This window comes from Roseibium sp. QJM3NY_11 (assembly GCF_056173175.1).
Genome location: NZ_CM149660.1, coordinates 2283466 through 2298129, shown reverse-complemented (window position 1 = coordinate 2298129; position 14664 = coordinate 2283466). Strand labels below are relative to the sequence as shown.

Here is a 14664-nt window from a genome sequence, read left to right as displayed (position 1 = left end):
CACCGGATTCGGGAACTTCGGACTGGGCGGGCGGATCGGGACTGAACCCTGCCCCTGCCCCTGCCCGTAAAGGCAATCTCACGATCTCGACGGCGACGAGGCCCGGCGGGCCTTGGTCCGGTCGAGGCCCAGCTTGTGCTCGCGGAAGATGACGAAGATCCCGGCGGCGATCACGATCAGCGCCCCGGTCACGACTTCCGGCACGGGCACCTCGGAAAAGACCACCCAGCCGACGATGATCGCCCACAGCATGTTGACATAGTCGAACGGGGCGATGGTGGATGCATCCGCGAAACGGTAGCTCTGGGTCAGCAGGATCTGCCCGACCCCGCCGGCAAGGCCGAGAAGGACCAGAAGGCCGGCGGTCGGAAGATCCGGGACGATCCACGCCTGCCCGGGCAGAACCAGCCCGAGCGGCAACGTCAGCAGCGCCAGCACGGTCGAGGATCCGGCAAACCAGGTGACGATGGTCGACGTGCGCTCCGTCTCGCAGAGTTTGCGCACGGTGATCATGGCGAGCGCGGCGAAGCCGGCCCCCACAACCCCCAGCATTGCGCCGAACTTGGACGGCCCGTCGAGATCTCCCTCGCCGAGATGCGGCGACAGCACGACCAGAATACCGATGAAGCCGACGCCGACCGCGCTCCAGCGATAGATGCGAACGGTTTCACCGAGCAGGAAGAAGGCCAGCACGACCACAAACAGCGGTGTGGCAAACCCGATGGCGGTGGCATCGGGCAGAGGCAGAAGGTAAAGCGCGGTGAACGAGCAGACCATCGCCGACAGGCCGACCGTTGCACGCGTCAGGTGCCTTCTCGGGTTGGCTGTCCGGAACGCGAGACTGAGTTCGCCCCGCATCGCCACCATCATCAGAACCGGAAACAGGCCGAAAAAATTGCGCGCGAACACGAGCTGGCCGATGGGAACCGTCTCCGCGGCAATCTTCAATGCCGTCGCCATCACGAAAAAGACCAGCGTGGAGGCCAGTTTCAGGCTGATCCCGAGCAAGGGGGCCTGCCGGGTCATGCCGGTCGGGGCCGGCGGACCCGCAGGCCCGGATTTCAGGGTCGAAGACGCCATGTCGGGGATATCCAGATGCCGGCAGAAACGCCCCCCGAACGGAGGGCCGGGCGCACGCAGACCTGAGAAAGTCCAACGCTGCATCCGGACGAATTTCTGCGGCGGTTTTCGGGTGCCCGCCTGCCGGCGGACGACGTGAGGGACGGGTTCGGTTGGGACAGGACAGCCAGTATCTCGTGACAGCGGCCCCTTTGCAATCTGCCGAAGCAACATTTCGGCGCACCCGACCCCATGCCCACTCGGTATTTGTGCCCGGTCGCGGTCAAAACCTCTTCAAAACCGCTTCATCGGGCGCCACCGCTCTCCCTTTGCCGGAGCGGTTATCTATAATCAGCGAAACCCCGATTCGAGAGGCTCGACCACATGTTCCGTTCCTTTTTCCAAAACCGCACATGGTTCCTGTGGGCCTGGGTCGGGTCGGTGCTCATTCTGTGGGTGACCTGGTACAAGGTTCAGCTCGATGTCAGGATCAACGAGTGGTTCGGCAGTTTCTACGACATGATCCAGAAGGCACTGACAGAACCGGGCAGCACCACTTTCGAGGCCTATATGGCCGAACTGTCGACGTTCTTCTGGATCGCTGCGCTCTACGTTGCCATCGCCGTCGTTCTGGATTTTTTCATCAAGCATTTCATCTTCCGCTGGCGCACCGCCATGAACGACTACTACATGGCCTATTGGCATGTGGTGCGCGACATCGAGGGCGCCGCCCAGCGCGTTCAGGAAGACACCATGCGCTTTGCCCGGATCATGGAGGGGCTCGGGGTCGCCTTCATGCGCTCGGTGATGACGCTGATCGCCTTCCTTCCGCTTCTGTGGGAATTGTCCAAGAACGTCACGGAACTGCCCTGGATCGGGCCGGTTGACCACGCGCTTGTCTATGTCGCCCTGCTGTCCGCCGCGTCCGGCACGGTTCTGCTGGCCGCGGTCGGTTTCAAGCTGCCGGGCCTGGAATTCAACAACCAGAAAGTGGAAGCCGCCTATCGCAAGGAACTCGTCTACGGCGAGGATCACGAGGAGCGTGCCAGGCCGGAAACCGTGGCCGAGCTTTATGCCGGCGTCCGCAGGAACTACTTCCGACTGTTCTTCCACTATCTCTATTTCGATGTGGCCAAGTGGTCCTACCTGCAGGCGACCGTTCTGGTGCCTTATCTCGCCCTGGCGCCGACCATCATCGCGGGAGCGATCACCCTGGGCGTGATGCAGCAGATCGTTCGGGCCTTCAGCCGGGTCGAAAGCTCGTTCCAGTACCTGGTCAATGCCTGGACGACGATCGTGGAACTGATTTCGGTCTACAAACGTCTGAGGGCGTTCGAGACTCATATCTGGGAATACGAGCGCAACGGCGGCACACCCCAGCCGATGCCCGCGGAATAAGGCCAGTGGAATAAGGCCTGGGACAGGGCCACACTCAAAAAGCCGCCCGGGCGGGCGGCTTTCCGAATGCTGCAGGACAGTGGTGACGCGGTGAAACGCCGGCGCCTATCTTGCCGCCTGAATCGCGTCCCAGACCCGAAGTGGAGTTGCCGGCATGTCGATCAGGTCGGTGACGCCGGCGCCTTCCCTGAGGGCCATCTGCAGCGCATTCATCACGGAGGCGCAGCCGCCGATGGATCCGGCCTCCCCGGCCCCCTTGATGCCCATGGCATTGGTCGTGGAGGGAATATTGCGGGTCTCGAAACGGATTTCGGGAAGATCGCCCGCCCGGATCATCTGATAGTCCAGCAGGGACGCCGTCAGGAGCTGACCGTCGTCATCGTAGACCGTGTGTTCGCACAGCGCCTGGCTGATCGCGGACACCGTGCCGCCATGGACCTGGCCGACCAGCAGCATCGGGTTCACCGTGACACCGAAATCATCGACGATGACATAGTTCACCACCTTGACGTTACCGGTCTCCGGATCGACTTCCACTTCGCTGATATGGGTTCCGTTCGGATAGGTGGCTTCGCTCTGCGAGACCTCTTCGCTGGCCTTCAGCGTTTCCCCCGCCGAAGCGGCGATCTCGGCCAGTGTGACCTGCTGGTCGGTTCCCACCACCCGCACGACACCGCTGTCCAGTTCGAGATCCTCGATCCCGGCTTCCAGTTTGTCGGCCGCCAGTTCCTTGACCTTCTTGACCAGCGCGACGCTGGCATCGCGCACCGACGGCAGGCCGATGGGGATCGACCGCGAGCCCCCGGTGCCGCCGCCCTTGCGCACCCGGTCGGTATCGCCCTGGATGAATTCGATGTCCTCGATGGTCACCCCGAACTGCTCGGCGACAACCTGGCTGTACGCCGTTGCGTGCCCCTGGCCGTTGGTCTGTGTGCCGATCAGCAGGGTCAGGCCGCCAGAGGCATCAAGTTCGAGTGTCGCTTCCTCGCTGCCGGGAAACGCGCAGGCCTCCACGTAGCTGCAGATGCCGATGCCGCGGTATTTGCCGTTTGCCGCACTGGCCTGCTGACGCGCCTTGAAGTCCGCCCAGCCGGCGACCTCAAGGGCCCGGTCCAGATGGCCCGCGAAATCTCCCGTGTCGTACATGCGCCCGGTGCCGGTGGTGTAGGGCAACTGCTCCGGCCGGATGAAATTCCTCCTGCGGATTTCCACCGGACCAAGCCCGGTCTCTTCGCCGGCCTTTTCAATCAGCCGCTCGATCAGATAGGCGGCTTCCGGCCGCCCCGCCCCGCGAAAGGCATCCGTCGGCACCGTGTTCATGTAGACCCCCTCCACTTTCGCGAACACGGCGGGGATGTCATAGAGACCGGAAGTCATGGACGTGCCCACATAGGGAATGAACGGTCCGAACTGGTGCAGATAGGCACCCATGGCGGCCTTGACGTCCACCCTGAGCCCGAGGATCCTGCCGTCGCTGTCAAGCGCCAGCTCCGCATGGCTGAGATTGTCCCGGCCATGGGCATCGGTGACGAAATGATCCATCCGCTCGCCCGCCCAGCGCACCGGCCGGCCGAGTTGCTTCGCCGCGATCATGGCCAGCGGATACTCCCGGTAGCAGAACCCTTTCGTGCCGAACCCGCCACCGACTTCCGGCGTGATCACCTGCAGGTCTTCCTCCGGAAGATCCAGTATTTCGCAAATGACGTTGCGCATGCCATGGCCACCCTGGGTGCCCAGGGTCAGCTTGAAACGCCCGCTTTCAGAGTCGAATTCGGCCACGCAGCCGCGCAGCTCCATGTAATTGGCCACGACGCGGTTGTTGACGAGATCGACGGAGACGACCTTGTCCGCGCCGGAAAAGGCCTCTTCCGTCCGGGCCTGATCGCCCTGGCCGTAGGTAAAGGCGACATTGGTTCCGAAGTCCGGCCAGACCTTCACCGCATCCGGCGCAAGCGCGTTTTCGATCCCGACGACCACGTCCAGAGCATCGTAATCGACCTCCAGCGCTTCGGCGGCGCTGCGGGCTGTCTCGAGGTCATCGGCAACGACGAACGCGATCGCATCGCCCACATAGCGAACCTCGTCCGCGCACAGCACCGGCTGCTCCGGAACCCGAAACCGGGATCCGTCGATCTGCTTCAGCAGGGCCTTGCACGGCATGGTTCTGCCGGCCAGCTCTGCCCCGGTCAGAACCTGGCGGACCCCATCCATCGCGCGCACGTCCTCGACATTGTCGAGCCGGATCCGCGCGTGGGCCATGGCTGAACGCAGGACGTACCCGTGCAGGCATCCATCCGGCTTGTAGTCCGCCGTATAGACACCGCGCCCGGTCAGGAGCGGTTCATCTTCCTTGCGGCGCAGCGCGGCGCCAACGCCGAATTTCGGAGTGACCATCTGGTTCATGAAACTGGACCTGCTAATTTGGGAAGGCAATCCCGAGAACGATTGAGCTTTGTTCGCGACGACCGGGTTGAACATAGCGCCCTGAAGGCACCTGGGCCAGAGGGGCTTGATGTCCAATGCACCGGCGAGAACGCTTTGTCTGGTGCGACGAAGTTATATGATTTCATCCTCGTCGAACAGGGGATCGGCTTCAAGTTGGGACGCGAGACTGTCGAGGGTCAGTTCCGCGTCGTCTTTCTCGCTGATGGCGGCAATGTGAAACAATCCGTCGCCTTCGTTGACCACTGGCAGATGGGTCCGCCCCACGATCAGCCCGCCATAATCCGCAATCACGTCCCGTTCGTTCTCGCCGAAGGGATCGGAGACGATCCCCAGCAGCATGCCCGGCTCGATCATGTCACCGGTCGACTTGAACGGTCGCAACAGCCCGCCCGCCGGAGCGCGCACCCAGTAACTGGACTTCGTCAGCATGGAGCGGGCCTTCGGCCGTGTGATGCCTCTGGAGCCGACCATCTTCAGCGCCCGCATCACCCGCAGGATGCCGGAGACGCCGGCACGAATGGCCATCTCGTCGAAACGCAGGCCCTCCCCCGCCTCGAATACCAGCACGTCGGTCCCCTTGGCCTGGGCGGCCGCGCGCATGGACCCCTCGCGCAGTCTCGACGTCATCATCACCGGAGCGCCAAAGGCCCGCGCCAGGGACAGGGTGTCCGGCCGCGTCGGCGAAAACCGGATCTGCGGCAGGTTGATGCGGTGGATCGCCGCCGAGTGCAGGTCGATGCCGTAATCCGCCCGGTCGACGATCTCGCGCATGAAAAGTTGCGCCAGCCGTCCCGCCAGGGAACCGCGCTGGCTGCCGGGAAAGCACCGGTTGAGATCGCGGCGGTCCGGCAGATAGCGGGAATGGTTGAGAAATCCGAAGGCATTGACGATCGGCACGACCAGCACCGTGCCTTTCAGTTTCTCAAGTTCAGGCGCGTCCAGTTGCGGTGCCTTGAGGATCCGCCGCGCGATTTCAACGCCGATGATCTCGTCGCCATGGACCGCCGCACTGACAAATAGAACGGGCCCCGGCTTGCGCCCGTGCAGCACATGCACCGACATGGTGACCGGGGTGTGGTCCGACAGCACGCTGACCGGCAGATCGATCGTGCGCCGGGTCCCCGGAGCGATCTTGTGATCGCCGATCTCGAAGGCCTTGACGCGCGGGCTCAACCGCGTCCCTTTGTCTTGGTCTTGCCGGCTTGCGCGGTCTTGCTGAGAAAGTCGATGATCTTGCCGGCGACGTTGATCCCCGTGGCTTTTTCGACCCCTTCGAGCCCGGGTGAGGAATTCACTTCCATGACCACCGCGCCGTGGTTGGACCGCAGCATGTCGACCCCGCAGACGTTGAGCCCCATGGTCTTGGCCGCCCTCACCGCCGTGGAGCGTTCTTCCGGCGTGATCTTGATGGAATTCGCGGTGCCGCCCCGGTGCAGGTTGGACCGGAACTCGCCCTCCGCCCCCGTGCGTTTCATGGCCGCGATGACCTTGCCGCCGACAACCAGCGCCCGGATGTCCGAGCCGCCCGCCTCCTTGATGAACTCCTGCACCAGAATATTCACATTGGCGCCGCGAAAGGCCTCGATGACCGACTTGGCCGACCGTTCCGTGTCCGCCAGAACGACCCCGATTCCCTGTGTGCCTTCCAGCAGCTTGATCACCACGGGGGCGCCGCCGGCGGTCGCCAGGACTTCCTCGGTCATTTTCGGATCATGGGCGAAGGTCGTGACCGGCAGACCGATCCCGTCGCGCGCCAGCAACTGCATCGAACGCAGCTTGTCGCGGGACCGGCCGATCGCAACGGATTCATTGAGCGGGAACACCCCCATCATCTCGAACTGGCGCAGCACGGCAAGGCCGTAAAAGGTGATCGAGGCCCCGATTCTCGGGATCACCGCATCGAACCCGGTCAGCTTGTCGCCGTTGTAATAGATCTCCGGCCGCCGCGAGGCGATGTTCATGTAACACCGCAAGGTGTTGATGATCTCGAGTTCGTGCCCGCGCTCCTCGGCGGCTTCCTTGAGGCGTCGATGCGAATAGAGCTCCGCGTTCCGCGCCATCATTGCAATCTTCATCGGTCCTCGTCCCCTGGTCTCGGTAGGGTGGCTGAGTCTTGGCGGGTAGCTGAGCGGTGGCTTGTCACCTGTGACGCGGCACCGGCCACGTCCGGCTTGCCGGCCAGAAACGACCGGCCCGCATGCACCAGAACCTTGTGCCGCCGGATGGCCGTGCGCCCGAGGATCATGTCAAAGCCCATGTTGGTCCGGTCCGCCAGCGACACGTCGACCTGCCAGCGATGGCTGCCCAGATGCAGCAAGGTGCGTATGACAATCCGGCGCTCCGGCACACCGCTCGTATTCTTGATGCTGCGCTCGTCGAGAACCGGTACTTCAACCCGGAAATCGCTGTGATAGCGGGACGCGGGAACGCGAAACCGCACCCAGTTCCGGCCGTCCCGGTCGAAGACTTCCTGGTTCTCTGCGTGAAGCGCGGATGTCCGCGCTCCGGTATCGATCTTGGCACGCATGTCGAACACGCCCAGTTCAGGCAGACTGACGATTTCACGCCAGCCGATCACGTCGTCAGCGGCGGCGGGACGCTTCTTTTTCGCGGTTTTCATTCATTGAAGTCCTGGCGCCCCGTCACGGGATCACCGATTGGTTCACTTGCCGGGCGAGGATGGCATGGCCTGCATTGCGGCGCAATATGGGACAGCCCCGTCTCCGCACCGCTCCTGGCCGACGGACCGGATCAAGCCATCGAACAGGTCCTTGTGTGTTGAGCCTGCCGGTGTGCCTTCAATAGGGATCTTTCGGCGTCCTGTCCTCCGACAGGCTGCGCCGCGTGTCCCGGGTCAGAAGTTCGATCGCGTCCGCCATATGCGCTTCCTGGATATTGTAGTCGCCACGGGCGACCCGGATGCGGTGAGCTTCCAGCATGACCTCGCCCATCGGCACCCCCTTGGGTGGCACGAAGCGGTAGCTTGCCAGCTCGATCAGAAGACCGAGTGGGTCACGGAAATAGATCGAATCCATGAACCCCCGGTCTTTCGGGCCGCTGTGCTCGATGCCGCGTGCATCCAGCCGTCCGGCGATCTGGCGAAACGTCGCCTGGGACACGTCCAGCGCCAGATGATGGACGCAGCCGATGGTCTGCGGTGCCGGCTCCCGGTCCGGTGTGCGCTCCTCACTGGTGAAAATCGTGATCAGCCGGCCATCGCCCGGGTCGAAATAAAGATGGCTCTGATCCGCATCGTCCAGATTGGGCTGCTCGAACACGAAAGGCATGCCCAGCAGGCCCTCCCAGAAGTCGATGGAGGTCTGCCTGTCGGCCCCGACCAGCGTGATGTGATGAATGCCCTGTGTCTGGATCTTCTGCATGGTTTGCCTCCCCTGTTTGGAGGATTATGCCGTTCCGGAGCGAATGGGCCAACCGCAGGGCCTATCTTTCTGGACGAAACGCGCTAAGCTTGCCGCAACTGCAACGAAAAGCCCAATCCGGCACGTGCTCTTGCTCCGGCCCCCACGGCCCGCCGCATCCGCATGCCGTCCGCCCGGAAACCATTATGGACATGCAAAGCAAGCCGCCGGCGCCTCCCAGGGCCGCCGGCAATCGTTTCCATCGCAGTCTCGCCAGAAGGACGGCGCACCTGCCGTCCAACACCATCGGCGCGCTCTGGATCCTGCTGGCGGCCTTCCTGTTTTCCATCATGGTCACGCTGATCAAGTTTGTCGGCCAGGATCTGGGTGTCTTCCAGATCCTGGTCGTCCGCCAGGGTGTCATGCTGATCATCGTCGCCCCGAAGATCCTCAGCGGCCTGCCGACGTCCCTGGCAACCAGGCGGCCCGGCCTCCAGATCACCCGCATCGTCGTCGCCGCGACAGCCATGCTTTTCGGCTTCACCGCGGTCATCGAGTTGCCTCTGGCGGACGCGACCGCGATCAGTTTCTCCAAGACCTTCTTCCTGACGATTTTCGCCATCTGGCTGCTCGATGAAAAAGTCGGCGTGCACCGCTGGGGGGCGACCATCGTCGGCTTCCTCGGCGTCGTGCTGATGCTGCGTCCCGATGGCGATGGCCTGTTCGACCCCTTCGCCCTGATGGCCCTCGCCGGAGCGGCCTGTGCCGGCATGGTGATGATCGTGGTGCGCATGCTCACGCGGACAGACGCACCGGTCACCATCCTGACCTATCAGGCCTTCGGCGTCGGCCTGATCATGCTGATCCCCGCGGTGCTCACCTGGCAGGCACCAACACTGACGCAATGGGGGGTACTGATCCTGATCGGCATCGTGTCCTGGGCGGCCCAGATGGCAAACATCCAGGCGTTCAAGGCCGGCGAAGCCACCGCCATTGCCTCTCTCGACTATACCAGGCTGCTTTACGCCACCGTTTTCGGTGCCCTGGTCTTCAGCCAGTGGCCCCGGCTGGAAACCCTGATCGGTGCGGCAGTCATCATCGCCGCCTCGATCTACACGGTCCGGCGCGAGGCCAAACGCGGCCGCGAACTCGCCCGCGCCGCCGAGGGGCGCGGGTATAACAACTGAGGTTTGCGCGCGATCGCGAAGACCCGCAGACCTGAACGCCTGGCATCATTCCGGGCAGGTCCGGCAGATGGCGGACACCGATCCGGGGGTGTGCGTTTCCCCGCATCGGCATCGTGAAAGCCTCAGCCGCGTTGTGCCTCGGCCTGGGCCCGTTTTTTCGCCTCTTCCTCGACCAGTTCCTTTTTCGACAATTTGCCGACCATGGTTTTCGGCAGCTCGTCCCGGAACTCGAATTCCCGCGGCAGCTCGATGGTTGACAGGTGCTCCCTGAGGAAGGTCTTCAGATCCTCGCCTGTGAGGGAACAGCCGTCCTTCAGCTTTATGAACGCCTTGGGCGACTGGCCGCGGTATTCATCCGGAATTGCGATCACGATCGTCTCGTCGACCGCCTCATGCTGGTAGATCGCTTCCTCGATCACGCGCGGATAGACGTTGTAGCCGGAGCACAGGATCAGGTCCTTGATCCGGTCGACCAGATAGATGAAACCGTCCCCATCGATATAGCCGACGTTGCCGGTATGCAGGTAGCCGTCCCCGGTGATGCTGTCGGCTGTGGCATCCGGGCGTTTCCAGTAGCCCTTCATGATCTGCGGACCATGAAGCATCAGCTCGCCCTTTTCGCCGGACGGAACCTCGCTGACCCTGTCCTCGATACTGACGAAGCGCGCGCTTGTTCCCGGCGCGAGCCGGCCGATGGAGCCGGCCCTTCGGCTATCGTTCAGCGGATTGACCGCGGCCACCGGCGAGGATTCGGTCAGGCCGTAGCCTTCCACGAGGACGCAGCCGGTGATCTTCTCGAAACTTTCCTTTACCTCGACCGGCAGTGGCGCCCCGCCGGACAGGCACAGATTGATGCTGGAAAGATCGTATTTCTCGGTGATCGGCGCGTTGTTGATTGCCGTGTAGATTGTGGGAACGCCCGGAAAGAGCGTCACTTTCTTGCGCACGATCGCCTCGAGCAGCGCTTTCAGCTCGAAGCGCGGCTGCAACACCATTTCCGCGCCCAGAATGATCGACAGGTTTTGCGCAACCGTCATGGCGAAGACATGAAAGAACGGCAGCACGCACAGCATGCGCTCCTCGCCCTCGCGCGCCTTTTCGAAGATGCAGCGCATCTGCTCGATATTGGCGGACAGGTTCCTGTGCGTCAGCATCGCGCCCTTGGGCACACCCGTGGTACCGCCGGTATATTGAAGCACCGCAACCGTCTCGTTGACGTTGATCTCGACCGGCGCGGGCGTGTTGCCGCTGGTCTGGAGCTCGTGAAACCGGATGTGGGCCGCGTCCCCTGGAATGTCGGCCAGTTCCTTGCGCTTGAACAGGCCGAACAGGATCTTCTTCAGCGTCGGCAGGCAAAAGCTCATCGGACAGACGATGATCGTGTCGAGGATCTTTTCGCGCCGGACCTGCTCCACCTTGTCGTAGATGATCTTCAGATCCATGGTCACCATGATGCGCACATCGGCATCGCGCGCCTGGAATGCGAGTTCGCGCTCCACGTAGAGCGGATTGAAATTGACGACGGTGGCGCCGGTCTTCAGGATCGCAAAATAGAAGATCGTGTAAAAGGGCGTGTTCGGCAGACACAGTCCCACATGGCCCCCCGGCCCGACACCCATGGCCTGCAGGCCGGCGGCTGTCGTGTCGACCAGGTCTCCCAGCTCCGCATAGCTCCAGACCTTGCCCATGAAATCGGCGGCCGGCCGTGCGCCGAACCGGGACACGGTGGCATCGAGATAGTCTTGTACTGGACGGGGCTCAAACGCCGCGTTCCACTCCTCCGCAGTCGTCATAACGTTCTCCAACGCATCGTTATCGCTTCACTGCGCGGATCGGCTGCAAACCAGAAATTCCCGGAAATTCAAAGACCTCCCTGGAACTTCTTTCCTCCATTGCACCCGGGCGTCAGCAAAGTGTCACCTCTCTGGGTCTCTTCTGACATGACGCAACCTTCCGTTCACGTCAACTCGCGACGTAACGACACCCCGGTACTTTTTTTGCAACCGCCCCTTCATGACAGCTAGATAAGACCTCCTGGGCGGTTGGCAATAGTTTCGGCAAATCAGAAACTTATGGAACACGTTTTGAATTCTTGACGGTCACCGTTTCGGCCACGCCCACCTGGGTGCATCGACACCGTCCACAACCGTCTCTCCCAGCTCCTTTCGCAATTCATACCGGACGCAGTCTTTCTCGGCGGCCAGTTCGCTGACCAGGGGCAGCGCATGCGAAACGACGATCACCTGTGTCTTTTGCGCGGCCCGGCCGATCAGGCGCGCAAGGGGTTCCAGAAGCGCCGGATGCAGGCTGGTTTCCGGCTCGTTCAGCACGACCAGCGGCGCGGGCCTGGGCGACAGAAGCGCCGCCGTGAGCAGCAGATAGCGCAACGTACCGTCCGAAAGCTCGCTCGCCCTGAGCGGTCTCAACAGTCCCTTCTGCCGCATCAGCAATTCGAAATAGCCGTCATTTACGGAGATTTCGATACCGCCACCGGGAAAGGCGTCGTCGATGGCATCCGCGAGCCCGCGCTCGTCGCCGATCTCCAGAATGGTCTGAAGCGCCGCCGCCAGATCGCCGCCGTCGCCGCCAAGAACCGGTGTCCTTGTTCCCACCTTCGGAAATCTGGACGGCGCGTCCCGGTCGGTCCTGAGATGATCGTAAAACCGCCAGGCACGCATGCGTTCGCGCATGACCAGCAGCTCAAGCCCGTCTTTCGGATCCGCCGCATGGGTCATCATGCTGTCGAAGCGGGCAAGGTTCTGCAGGACGGGCAGTCTCTGCCCCCGCTCGTTCAGCACGCGCACGGCCGGGCCGTTGCGGCCCGCGATTTCATTCGACCGCGACAGGGCCTCCCCGGCCCAAAGGGCTTCGGCCTTGATTTCGGGATCCATGGAAAACATCGAATGGCCCGCATCCGCCGGAAGCCCGAGATCTATGGCATAGCCATAGTCTTCATCGGCAAATCCCAGCTTCAGGCTGACAACGCCCTTGCGCAGAACGCCCTGCACCGGCTGTTCGCCTGTTTTCATGGCCCGGGAGAACGCCTCGGGACCGGCCCAAAGGGTCGAATTCAGGCCTCCTTCCGCGGCCAGCGAGGCGATCGCCTGGCCCTGCGCCACCTCGGCCAGCAGGCGGATGGACCGGTAGAGGCTCGACTTGCCGCTGCCGTTCGCCCCGGTCACCAGCGTGATCCGGTCCAGCGGCAGCACAAGATCGCGCAGTGAACGGTAGCCGGAGACGGCAAGGGTCAGGATCATGGCGAATGTCCTTTGTCAGGATCCCTGATCGATGAGCTCGAACCTGTTGACGTTGAACATGCCGAAATCGGTGATCTTCAGATGCGGAATCACCGGCAGCGGCAGGAAGGCGACCTGGAGAAAGGGTTCCGCAAGCGTACAGCCGAGCTCCTTGGCGGCGGCGCGCAGGTGTTCCAGCTCCGTCTTCACGGTCTCGAACGATTCCAGGCTCATCAGACCGGCCAGCGGCAACGCGAGTTCGGCCTTGACCCCGTTCTTGTCGGCTACCGCAAAGCCGCCCTTCATGGCGATCACCCGGTTGACCGCATGGGCCATGGCCTCCTCATTGGCGCCGACCACGCAGATGTTGTGGCTGTCGTGCCCGACGGACGAGGCGATCGCGCCGCGCTTCATGCCGAAGCCGTTGACGAACCCGAGGCCGATATTGCCGGTGCCCTTGTGCCTTTCGACCACGGCCACCTTCAAGACGTCCTGATCGAGATCGGCAAGCGTCTTGCCGCCCGTCACCGGCAGGGTCCGCTTCAGGTGTTCGGTGATGATTTTTCCCGGCACGACACCAATGACGTCCGCTTCGCTGTTGCGGGCGGGAATTTCGAATTTCATGGCGGTGACCGGCCCCACCTTGACGCTGTCCAGACCGACAGGTGCAACGATCTTGCGCCTCTGAAAAACCTCGTCACGAACAACAACACCGCCGCTGACGACCTGGGCGACCCGGCAATCCTCGAAATCGCTCAGGAGCGCGATGTCCGCCCGCTTGCCCGGCGCGATCACGCCCCGGTCCTTCAGGCCGAACGCATTGGCGGCCGACCAGCTCGCGGCCCGGTAGACGTTGAGCGGCCTGATGCCCTTGGCGATCAGACGGCGGATCATGCTGTCCAGATGACCTTCTTCGGCAATGTCCAGCGGATTGCGGTCGTCCGTGCACAGCGCCACGAAGGCCGACACGTCCGGCGTCAGGATCGGCGCCAGCGCCTCCAGATCCTTCGACACCGAGCCCTCCCGTATCAGGATGGCCATGCCCTTGGCGAGTTTCTCCAGGGCCTCTTCGGCCGTGGTCGCCTCATGATCGGTGCTGATACCCGCCGCCAGATAACCGTTCAGGCCGTCCCCTCTCAACAGCGGCGCGTGGCCGTCGATATGACCGCCCTGAAACGCCGCCAGCTTGGCAAGCACCTTGGGATCGCGCGCCAGAACCCCCGGAAAATTCATGAATTCGGCAAGGCCGATGACACTGGAGTGATCCCGGAACGGCAGCAGATCGCCGATTTCCAGACACGCTCCGGAGGTCTCAAAGGCCGTCGCCGGAACGCAGGAAGACAGGTTGACCTTGAGGTCCATGACCGTTTCTAGAGAGGATTCCAGGAAGTAGCGGATCCCGTCCGCCCCCAGGACGTTGGCGATCTCGTGGGGATCGCAGATGGCCGTGGTCACCCCGTGCGGCAGCACGCAGCGATCGAATTCGAACGGCGTGACCAGGGAGGATTCCACGTGCAGATGCGTGTCGATGAACCCGGGGACGGCCGTCAGGCCGGTGCCGTCGAGTTCGACCTTGCCCGAATAGCGGCCATGGGTGCCCACGATCCTGTCGCCGACGATGGCAATGTCTGTTTCCACCGTCGTTCCGTTGACCACGCTGAACAGATGGACGTTCCTGATCACCAGGTCGGCAGGCTCCGCGCCCGTCCCCGCGGCGATTGCCCGCGCCAGAAACCCTTCGTCGTGATTGACCGGCATGCGCTCTTTCTCCGATTCTCCAAGTCCAGAGACAATACGGCACTTGCGCGCATCGGCAACGGGGTCACTCAAGCGGACCGGCGATACCCCCCCATTGCAACCGTTCAGGCCGACCGGGCAGCAAAATGGGACGATAAACAGCGCGCTCTCTCCGGTTCCGCTCTGCAAACGTCCTTTCACGGCCCTTCGGGTCCCGGCGCGGATCTGGGTTTTCAACCTTAA

General features: G+C 62.9%; 11 protein-coding genes. 2 read left to right on the top strand and 9 right to left on the bottom strand.

The features are described 5' to 3' along the window. Nucleotides 1-78 precede the first annotated feature (78 nt). The gene (locus tag AC0VX3_RS10540; RefSeq protein WP_475524668.1) at nucleotides 79-1080 is read right to left on the bottom strand and encodes a DMT family transporter; all 1002 of its coding nucleotides are present in this window, start codon (nucleotides 1078-1080) and stop codon (nucleotides 79-81) included. 363 nt (nucleotides 1081-1443) lie between these two features. On the opposite strand from AC0VX3_RS10540, the gene AC0VX3_RS10535 reads away from it, so the two are divergent. Further along, nucleotides 1444-2457, top strand: coding sequence for a putative transporter (locus tag AC0VX3_RS10535; RefSeq protein ID WP_475524667.1), 1014 nt, complete (start codon nucleotides 1444-1446; stop codon nucleotides 2455-2457). A 105-nt stretch (nucleotides 2458-2562) separates the two neighbouring features. On the opposite strand, the gene AC0VX3_RS10530 is transcribed toward AC0VX3_RS10535, so the two are convergent. The 5 genes from AC0VX3_RS10530 to AC0VX3_RS10510 form a co-directional block, all read right to left on the bottom strand. Next, on the bottom strand, nucleotides 2563-4860 hold the full coding sequence (locus AC0VX3_RS10530; RefSeq protein WP_475524666.1) for a xanthine dehydrogenase family protein molybdopterin-binding subunit: 2298 nt from the start codon (nucleotides 4858-4860) through the stop codon (nucleotides 2563-2565). Nucleotides 4861-5013: 153 nt separating this feature from the next. Further along, nucleotides 5014-6075, bottom strand: a complete 1062-nt coding sequence (locus AC0VX3_RS10525) for a succinylglutamate desuccinylase/aspartoacylase family protein (RefSeq protein ID WP_475524665.1) — start codon at nucleotides 6073-6075, stop codon at nucleotides 5014-5016. After that, entirely contained in the window at nucleotides 6072-6977 is a 906-nt protein-coding gene (gene rimK, locus AC0VX3_RS10520) for a 30S ribosomal protein S6--L-glutamate ligase (protein WP_475524664.1), read from the bottom strand. Before rimK ends, AC0VX3_RS10525 begins: the two co-directional genes overlap by 4 nt. Beyond that, complete coding sequence (locus AC0VX3_RS10515; RefSeq protein ID WP_475524663.1) at nucleotides 6974-7522, bottom strand: ATP-dependent zinc protease family protein; 549 nt, start codon at nucleotides 7520-7522, stop codon at nucleotides 6974-6976. Before AC0VX3_RS10515 ends, rimK begins: the two co-directional genes overlap by 4 nt. 178 nt (nucleotides 7523-7700) lie before the next feature. Next, entirely contained in the window at nucleotides 7701-8282 is a 582-nt protein-coding gene (locus tag AC0VX3_RS10510; RefSeq protein ID WP_475524662.1) for a VOC family protein, read from the bottom strand. 185 nt (nucleotides 8283-8467) lie between these two features. On the opposite strand from AC0VX3_RS10510, the gene AC0VX3_RS10505 reads away from it, so the two are divergent. Next, nucleotides 8468-9448 carry a DMT family transporter gene (locus tag AC0VX3_RS10505; protein ID WP_475524661.1) on the top strand — a complete coding sequence of 327 codons (981 nt, stop codon included), beginning with the start codon at nucleotides 8468-8470 and terminating at the stop codon, nucleotides 9446-9448. A gap of 122 nt (nucleotides 9449-9570) precedes the next feature. On the opposite strand, the gene AC0VX3_RS10500 is transcribed toward AC0VX3_RS10505, so the two are convergent. The 3 genes from AC0VX3_RS10500 to ade form a co-directional block, all read right to left on the bottom strand. Continuing rightward, entirely contained in the window at nucleotides 9571-11241 is a 1671-nt protein-coding gene (locus AC0VX3_RS10500) for a long-chain-fatty-acid--CoA ligase (protein ID WP_475524660.1), read from the bottom strand. 306 nt (nucleotides 11242-11547) lie between these two features. Beyond that, entirely contained in the window at nucleotides 11548-12705 is a 1158-nt protein-coding gene (locus AC0VX3_RS10495) for an AAA family ATPase (protein WP_475524659.1), read from the bottom strand. Nucleotides 12706-12720: 15 nt separating this feature from the next. Continuing rightward, nucleotides 12721-14442, bottom strand: a complete 1722-nt coding sequence (gene ade / locus AC0VX3_RS10490) for an adenine deaminase (protein ID WP_475524658.1) — start codon at nucleotides 14440-14442, stop codon at nucleotides 12721-12723. Nucleotides 14443-14664: the final 222 nt, after the last annotated feature.

Excerpts from the sequence above, each read along its gene's own strand:
- rimK (WP_475524664.1), bottom strand. The coding sequence starts at position 6,977 with ATGAAGATTGCAATGATGGCGCGGAACGCGGAGCTCTATTCGCATCGA.
- AC0VX3_RS10495 (WP_475524659.1), bottom strand. The coding sequence starts at position 12,705 with ATGATCCTGACCCTTGCCGTCTCCGGCTACCGTTCACTGCGCGATCTT.
- AC0VX3_RS10505 (WP_475524661.1), top strand. The coding sequence starts at position 8,468 with ATGGACATGCAAAGCAAGCCGCCGGCGCCTCCCAGGGCCGCCGGCAAT.
- AC0VX3_RS10500 (WP_475524660.1), bottom strand. The coding sequence starts at position 11,241 with ATGACGACTGCGGAGGAGTGGAACGCGGCGTTTGAGCCCCGTCCAGTA.
- AC0VX3_RS10540 (WP_475524668.1), bottom strand. The coding sequence starts at position 1,080 with ATGGCGTCTTCGACCCTGAAATCCGGGCCTGCGGGTCCGCCGGCCCCG.
- AC0VX3_RS10535 (WP_475524667.1), top strand. The coding sequence starts at position 1,444 with ATGTTCCGTTCCTTTTTCCAAAACCGCACATGGTTCCTGTGGGCCTGG.
- AC0VX3_RS10510 (WP_475524662.1), bottom strand. The coding sequence starts at position 8,282 with ATGCAGAAGATCCAGACACAGGGCATTCATCACATCACGCTGGTCGGG.
- ade (WP_475524658.1), bottom strand. The coding sequence starts at position 14,442 with ATGCCGGTCAATCACGACGAAGGGTTTCTGGCGCGGGCAATCGCCGCG.
- AC0VX3_RS10530 (WP_475524666.1), bottom strand. The coding sequence starts at position 4,860 with ATGAACCAGATGGTCACTCCGAAATTCGGCGTTGGCGCCGCGCTGCGC.
- AC0VX3_RS10515 (WP_475524663.1), bottom strand. The coding sequence starts at position 7,522 with ATGAAAACCGCGAAAAAGAAGCGTCCCGCCGCCGCTGACGACGTGATC.